We start from the raw sequence: 7,562 nt of genomic DNA, 5'->3' as shown, positions 1-7,562 counted from the left end.
ATCCCCATGTAATTTTCCTCCTGTCTCCTGTCTCCTGTCTCCTGTCTCCTTCTTCAAGAGATGATAAATTTACTCTTTTTCCTCTCTCAGTTAGATATTTTTGAAGATGCTCCTCTGATGTGACCCAAGCCTTTAAGTTTGCATCCCAAAAAAACTTTATTTTATTCCTAATTCTCAGAGTATGAATCCTCTGAAAAGATACTCCTAGAAGTCTAGCTACATTAGTTTGAGTCAATTTATCTTTCATAGTTGATAGGTTAGTTCATATTGCGATGTTTTTGAATAAATCTAAAAGTTACATCTATAAATAATGACCTATTCAGGTATTGTAGATGTTCTAATATCATCATAAATAGTAAAAACCTATGCTTCAACAGAAGTATTACTGAACTTTAATGATTTTTATGTGTATTCAAAAATTATATCTATCCTAGAGAATTTACTCAGATACTACACTAAAATACCCAGTTAAGATTTTTCTGATTTTCTAGTTACTCATGCTAGTATCGGGACTTTGATATTTTTTAGGTTAAAAATAGCTTCAAACTCAACGGTAGCAAGGAAAATACGTTGCTCTAGCTAAAAATGGCTCAAAACTAGATAGGGCTTACTGATTAAATCTAAAAGCATTGACAGATAAAGGTTTTAGCATTTTTTAGTTAGAAAAATTCCAAGCTTTTAGGTCGTAATGGTTCAAAAAATTAGCATTTTCGGCCAGAGTTGGGCAGAAAAATCAAGGGAAAATTCTTACTCCTACTTCCTCGCTCCCGACCCTTTTCTCCTGTCTCCTGTCTCCTGTCTCCTACCCTCACCCATAAGACTTTTGAGCGCAAACCCTAGATATATCAAGGAAGAGGCTATTTTGACGTTAAAGCATTATACAGCAAGGGTTTAAAACTATTTTTAAACCATTTTTTGCTAAAGTCCCGGTATTGAACTAATACCAATTCCTACTTATGAAAGAAAATTATAATTTTTTCCTGCTGTCTTAAAGTAAAAAATAGTATATTTTGCTGCTTGAAATCTTTAATCAGAATAGAAGCTAATCCATGGTTTCAAAGAGTAGATATAGCAGAAGGAAGAAGAAATAAGGAAGGCTTTAGTTATCTAGGAGAGAAAAGAAGGAAAAATTTTCGTTGTCTGAGCTTTAAGCTTTTGATATGTCCTAAGCTTTCCTGAGACTGCTATATTTCGGAAAAATACCTGTATTAAGTCGCAAACTACTGTCAGATGTCCAATAGTCTAATAATATTTGCTATACATCCTTCTTTCCTACTATCAATTAAGGTGTTCCTTTTATTCCATAGATATAAATCTAGATTTAGCATTCCTTGGTACGGTTGTGTAAAAATATCTGGCAAAAAGGGAATAGGCAGGGACTAGAGAAAAAGGCATAGGGAACTAGGGATAAGAGTTTCAGACTTTCGATATATTTTTGATTTTTTACAAACGATTTAGGATTGCTATTATAGTGTCAACTTTTGTGACATTTTTCTCTATCTTCACAAGTTCTTCATATTTATAGATTACCTTAATTGGCAAGGTTAGCAACTTGACCTAAAAGCTGAGATATAAATATCAAATTGGCATTTGGAGATAAGAGAAGTGCAATCAGTTTATATCATTCTATTAACTCTTTCTGCGAGTTCTGCATTAATTTATAAGCACACCTCTGAAGACATATCCATTGATTTTTCAGCTTTTAATAGTGCTTAGTTTATTTTGTTTTTACAAAGTTTACTCACTAGATAGCGAAGATATAAGTTAATTAAAAGAAGCTTATTTCAAGTTTTTTAACACAATTTTTATGATTTTTGTAGCTGAACCTATCTATATAGATACAAGGCTTCAATAATTTATTCATATTTAATTACCCTGATAAAATCATCAGTTATTTGTTAGGGGTTTGTTGTTAAATCTTGTCATATTTTTCAAATAAATTTGAGGTATATTATGCACACTTGTCCTTGTTGCTCTACAACATTACTACGCCATGCACGTCATAATACTATTTACTGGTATTGTCCACGATGTCGAGAAGAAATGCCTGACTTAGAATTAATGCTATTAACTCGTTCTCAAGTATTTCAGACTCGTGGAGACTGGTTAAGTTCTCGTAAACAAAACTCTAGAGTATTAATAAATGTCCCAGCATAGATTATTTCCATCCGCTGAAAAACCTTTTTTGTTTGTAAATACTATTAAGGAAAGGAGTCTTTTTGAGGCTTCTTATTTTTTTTAGTACGAAAATTGAAAATTGATATTTTAATTTTTAAAAAGAATATTATATGAATATAGATTAATACTTCCTACAGATGATTGATTAGGGAGATTGGGAGATTGGGAGATTGGGAGACTGGAAAATTGCATAATTACTTGTATTTCATGTAAAATTGTTGTTTAACTATCTCGTCTTGCTCAACTTTTATTTCAGCTTTTGTGAAATAACTGTAGAATTATTTTTGATGTTTCATATTACAAATAATCAGGCGTTGTATAATTGCGGGATGATAATCACATTTGCACCCATCTGAAAATGTTGATAGATTAAAACAAATTTTTTGACACATATCAAAATCATCCCATGATGATGCAACGCCAATAATCAAATTAAAGTAATATCAATCTGGATAGCGGGACTTTGATATTTTTGACAGTGAAAATGGCTTAAAACTCAACCCTAGCAAGGGGCTAAAAATGGCTCAAACTCTAGATATATCAAGAAATAGGCTATTTTGACGTTAAAGCATTACACAGCAAGGGTTTAAGGCGATTTTTAATTATTTTTTTGCTAAAGTCCCGATAGAACTCCGTTCCGCTGACGCGATGAACGACAAACTTTCTCCTCTTCTTCTGTTTACTCTTGACTTTACTTTGCCTGACCGACGGCAACCCTACCTGATGACTCCCTCGTGATTTACAACTATTCAACCGGAGATAATATAAGAACATATTCTCCTGACTGCTGAATGCTGACTACTGACTGATAGAGGTCCCCTAAGTATTTGTAACAAACATTTATCATGCCTGATATAATACCTTCCTGCCATAGCTTAGAATAACTGTACTATCAATTTAAGAGTAAGGCATGGGAACTATTTGGGAACTAGACTTTTACAGTCGTCCAATACTTGATGAAAGACAAAAAAAACTCTGGGAACTCTTAATATGCGAAAGTCCCCTAGATATTAATCATCCTACAGACTCTTTGTATCGTTACTCTGAGTTTACAAGTAACCAAGAGGTAAACTCAATTTGGCTACGGAGCGCCATTGAAAAAGCGATCGCTGATGCTCCAGAAGCACCTCAAAAAATTCGCTTCTTCCGCCGTCAAATGAACAACATGATTACCAAAGCTTGTGCAGAAATGGCCATACCTGCGGTTCTAAGTCGTCGCACCTACACACTCAACCAGTGGCTACAACAACGAATGGAAGAAGTTTATCCCACTTATTCTAGTTATCAAGCAGGAACAAATCCTTCAATTCAATACATGAGTCCCGCACCACAACCTCTACCAGATGCCTTAATTGGAGAAAAATGGGCATTTGTTAGTTTAGAAGCTGAGGCTTTTGCAGAAATGTCAGAGTGGGACATTGATTTTGAAGAAGCTTTTCCCCTGAGCATGATGGGTCTTGCACCCAATTTACAGATTCCAGGTTTAATTATTTATTCATCTAGGGCAAAACCTTTAGCCGCTTGGATGTCAGGATTAGAATTAGCTTTTGTCAAATTTAATTCAGGTCCCCCAGCTAGATTGCTTCTAGAAACTGGAGGTAATGATTGTTGGATTTTAGCTAATCTAGCTAATTCATCAACTATTGAGGAAGCTAAAAGATTTTCCGAAGCAAAGTCGAAAGTCAAACAAGTTCATTTTCTGGCTGTACAGTCAAATCCAGAATCTGAATCGTTTGCTGGTTTTTGGTTGCTGCAAGAAATTAATATCTAGTTAAGTTTTGGGTACTGGACGTTGGTAAAATCCTACTAACAACTCTATTGTCCAAAATCATAAATCCCAAACAGAATTTTATGACCCAATTAGCAGAACAACTGCTAGAAGTAGCTGCCAAAGCAGGAGCTGAGGCAGCAGAGGTATTTCAAGCCCGATCACACTCCCGGCCCGTATTTTTTGAAAGCAATCGACTCAAACAACTAGAAAGCACTCAGTCAGAGGGTATAGCGCTCCGACTTTGGCGAAATGGATGTCCAGGAATAGCTGTAGCTCATGGGCCAGTGGAACCTAAAGCTTTAGTAGAACTTGCCCTGTCTATAAGTAGTCTTAATCAACCAGAATATATTGAACTATCCTCGAAAGCGAAAAATCGATATTATCCTAACCAAGGAATATCTATATCAGTTGAACAACTTGTAACTTGGGGAAAAGAAGCGATCACATTAATTCGAGAAGTTTATCCAGATGTGATTTGTCATGGAGAATGGGACTGCGAAATTGAATCTACTCGTTTAGTTAATTCCCTAGGACTAGATTGTCATCATATAGATACCACCCTTAGTGGTTATGTAGAAACTGATTGGGTCAGAGGTGACGACTTATTAAATATATCTGATGGCCAAATTCAGCGTAATGGTCTTGACCCCAGGAAAGTAGCAAATAGAATCTTGCAACGATTAGATTGGGCACAAAAAAATGTTATACCTCCTAGAGGTAGAGTACCTATTCTATTTACGGCTAAAGCTGCAGATTTATTATGGGGTACTTTCTCTGCTGCTTTGAATGGCAAACAAGTTTTGGAAGGTGCTTCTCCTTGGAGCGATCGCTTAGGGGAAGTTGTGACTAACAAACATATTACTATTTCTCAAGAACCAGATGAAGGACCGTTTAGTTGTCCTTTTGATGATGAGGGTACTCCTGCTCGTTCTATAGTATTTATTCAAAACGGCATTTTACAATTGTTTTATACAGACCGAACTACTGGCAGATTATTGGGGAGTGGGACTACTGGTAATGGGTTCCGACCAGATTTAGGTAGCTACCCTACACCAGAATTATTTAATTTTATAGTTAAGCCAGGAGAGCGATCGCTAAAGGAATCAACTACTATGTTGGATGATGCAATTATAGTAGACCAAATTCTGGGTGGTGGTACTGGTATTTCTGGTGACTTTTCGATTAATGTTGAACTTGGCTATCGTGTGAGAAAAGGTGAAGTAGTTGGTAGAGTTAAAAATACAATGGTTGCTGGTAATGTCTATACAGCATTAAAGCAATTAGTCACATTGGGAAATGACGGCGAATGGAACGGTTCTTGTTATACTCCCCATGTAATTGTAGAAGGATTATCTACTATTAGCAGAATAGATTGAGTTACTTACGCAATCATTAATAATTATTATTAGCTCTTAATTTGATTTTGATAGTAATATCATATCCGCTTAGTTAGCGATCAAAAATTTTATCCTGTCCTATACTTTCTGATACTTCTCGATCGAATAATTAAGGCTTAAATCCTGTTATTTTTTAGCATAAATAAATCAAAAAAATTATGTTCGCCAATCCTACCCGTTTTCAGAAGAGGTGATTATTAATTATTAATTGTTGAACTTCTTTCTCCCCTTAGTCACTTATAAGTGGAACTTTAACTTCTTCTCGGATTCGGTATTAATCCTTCTTTTGTTAAATAGAGGATAAATCAACAATTCCTGCATCCTATAATTTTTGTCTAGAAAACGATTTCCCCTTTTTGCCTCTAAAAAAATCTTTAACAAAAATCTTACATACTTTCTTTCCACAAAAGTTACAGAGGAAAGTTCTTTTTGATTATATGTGGGTTGAAAAATCTGATCTTGTATTAGAGCTTAATTATCCCAGATATTAATATATATTTACAAAGTAAAGATTTGATAAATTTTCTGCTTGACTCTTTAATTTTCTTCTAAATAGGCTTTACAATCCTGATCAAATAAAAAACATCTATATTATTCAAAAATGATGAAATAAATGGTTCAGATGAAAAAGAAACTCTTGAAGGTGGTGGCGGTAATGACACAATAGATGGCGGTCTTGGTGATGATGTCATTATTGGTAGCAAGGGAGATGACAAGATAAATGGAGGATGGATAGGTTCCGGTGATATTGGTAAAATTCAAAGACTTTGCTATCACTGTAGATGATTTAATCTCGCTTATTAACGAAGGCTAAATCTAAAACCAAGCAACCCATGAAAAAAGCAGCTAGCGGTAATGACACAATAGATGGCGGTCTTGGTGATGATGTCATTATTGGTGGCAAGGGAGATGACAAGATAAATGGAGGATGGATAGGTTCCGGTGACATTGGTAAAATTCAAAGACTTTGCTATCACTGTAGATGATTTAATCTCGCTTATTAACGAAGGCTAAATCTAAAACCAAGCAACCCATGAAAAAAGCAGTTAATCGAATGAGATTTCTAATTTTAAATCTCATAGATGAAATCCACCATAAAACAGCTTTATTCCTAGTTCAAAACTTTGAAGAGTAATACTAAATCCGGTTGTCAAAACCATTTTATCATCAAGGAAGATAACCTGGATAAATTGAATGGCCAAGAAAGCTTATCTAGCTCCGCATTTGAGTTCATTTGAACTCAGACAAAAGTACCTTAAAAGTCAAGATTCTGTAGAATCCAGAAGATGGCACTTATACCAATTTCATAAAATATTGCTACAGTGGTTTTCTCTGCTGGTCGGAATTTAGAGATTAATACTGTAACGACCTTTTTTGAATTTGGTATTACTTTGGGAACTCTCCTTAGGGTAGACTCTAAAAAATAGTGCGTTCGCGTTCGCGTTGCCGAGCAAATCGCTGTAGGAATCAATTATGATTATGCCAAAGAAATCCTGAAGAAATATAATAAGTTAGGAGAAGAAGGGATAAAAAATATCAAAAATCAGCATTTGAGACGGCGAGGGGGTAAGAAGTCATTGCGACCGGACATGAATTGCTACCGGACATGATATGACTACTGTCGTGATCGGTATAAAATCTTTTGAAGTAGGAGTCAGGAGTCAGGAGTTATATAAAATCTGGTAGCATTGGTGTAATTAGATTCATAGTGTGGGGAGGGTGGGGAGATCAAGAAAGATTTGGCAATGGTGCTCAGATGGAATATTTTTTTATACCGAATTAAGCAAATTTGAGATCAGGAGGCGAGAGAATCACAAAGATTTAGTAGTTATGACGATTTGAGCATTTTCAGGACTTACGCAACAGCACTAATTATAGTGGATATATCTGGAATTATCACTGTATATAGCGGTACTGCGTAATATCATGTTCGGTTGAATACTTATAATATCTGTGGACTAAAGGCAGAAGGCAGAAGGGAAAGAGCAAGTTTAGAAGGCAGAAGGTTTATTATAACTGATTATCCGAACATGATATAAGTCCTGATTTTTTTGATGTCCAATCAAACGGATTTGAGATCATTTGTTTTTTTTTCAATATTTATCATTTTCTTTGTGGGTTTAATACCCCACCGTCAACGGGGGTGTTCACGCATTACTTGGGGGGAGCGAATCCCCATGTAATTTTCCTCCTGTCTCCTGTCTCCTGTCTCCTGT

General features: G+C 35.4%; 6 protein-coding genes and 1 pseudogene. 5 read left to right on the top strand and 2 right to left on the bottom strand.

Annotation, left to right across the window (positions count from 1 at the left end; genetic code table 11):
• Window positions 1–247, bottom strand: a pseudogene (locus D5R40_RS36310) (hypothetical protein); the annotation flags it as partial.
• Between the two features lie 454 nt (window positions 248–701).
• Window positions 702–833: a hypothetical protein gene (locus D5R40_RS41555; protein WP_275670368.1), complete on the bottom strand. Its 132-nt coding sequence runs from the start codon at window positions 831–833 to the stop codon at window positions 702–704.
• A gap of 1,120 nt (window positions 834–1,953) precedes the next feature.
• Between D5R40_RS41555 and D5R40_RS28520 the strand changes: the two genes are divergently transcribed.
• The 5 genes from D5R40_RS28520 to D5R40_RS36300 all read left to right on the top strand — a co-directional run bounded on the left by D5R40_RS28520 (window position 1,954) and on the right by D5R40_RS36300 (window position 6,332).
• Complete coding sequence (locus D5R40_RS28520; protein WP_124144884.1) at window positions 1,954–2,157, top strand: TFIIB-type zinc ribbon-containing protein; 204 nt, start codon at window positions 1,954–1,956, stop codon at window positions 2,155–2,157.
• Between the two features lie 931 nt (window positions 2,158–3,088).
• Window positions 3,089–3,949 (top strand): Tab2/Atab2 family RNA-binding protein, encoded by an 861-nt coding sequence (locus D5R40_RS28515; RefSeq protein WP_124155560.1) that lies wholly within the window; start codon window positions 3,089–3,091, stop codon window positions 3,947–3,949.
• A gap of 80 nt (window positions 3,950–4,029) precedes the next feature.
• Window positions 4,030–5,325 (top strand): TldD/PmbA family protein, encoded by a 1,296-nt coding sequence (locus tag D5R40_RS28510; protein ID WP_124144886.1) that lies wholly within the window; start codon window positions 4,030–4,032, stop codon window positions 5,323–5,325.
• A gap of 609 nt (window positions 5,326–5,934) precedes the next feature.
• Window positions 5,935–6,132: a hypothetical protein gene (locus tag D5R40_RS42950; protein WP_161564513.1), complete on the top strand. Its 198-nt coding sequence runs from the start codon at window positions 5,935–5,937 to the stop codon at window positions 6,130–6,132.
• A gap of 47 nt (window positions 6,133–6,179) precedes the next feature.
• Window positions 6,180–6,332, top strand: coding sequence for a hypothetical protein (locus D5R40_RS36300; protein ID WP_161564511.1), 153 nt, complete (start codon window positions 6,180–6,182; stop codon window positions 6,330–6,332).
• Window positions 6,333–7,562: the final 1,230 nt, after the last annotated feature.

It is taken from the genome of Okeania hirsuta, assembly GCF_003838195.1.
GTDB classification, from domain to species: domain Bacteria; phylum Cyanobacteriota; class Cyanobacteriia; order Cyanobacteriales; family Microcoleaceae; genus Okeania; species Okeania hirsuta.
The sequence above is the reverse complement of the archived record's forward strand: the minus strand, read 5'-3'. Positions and strand labels throughout refer to the sequence as shown.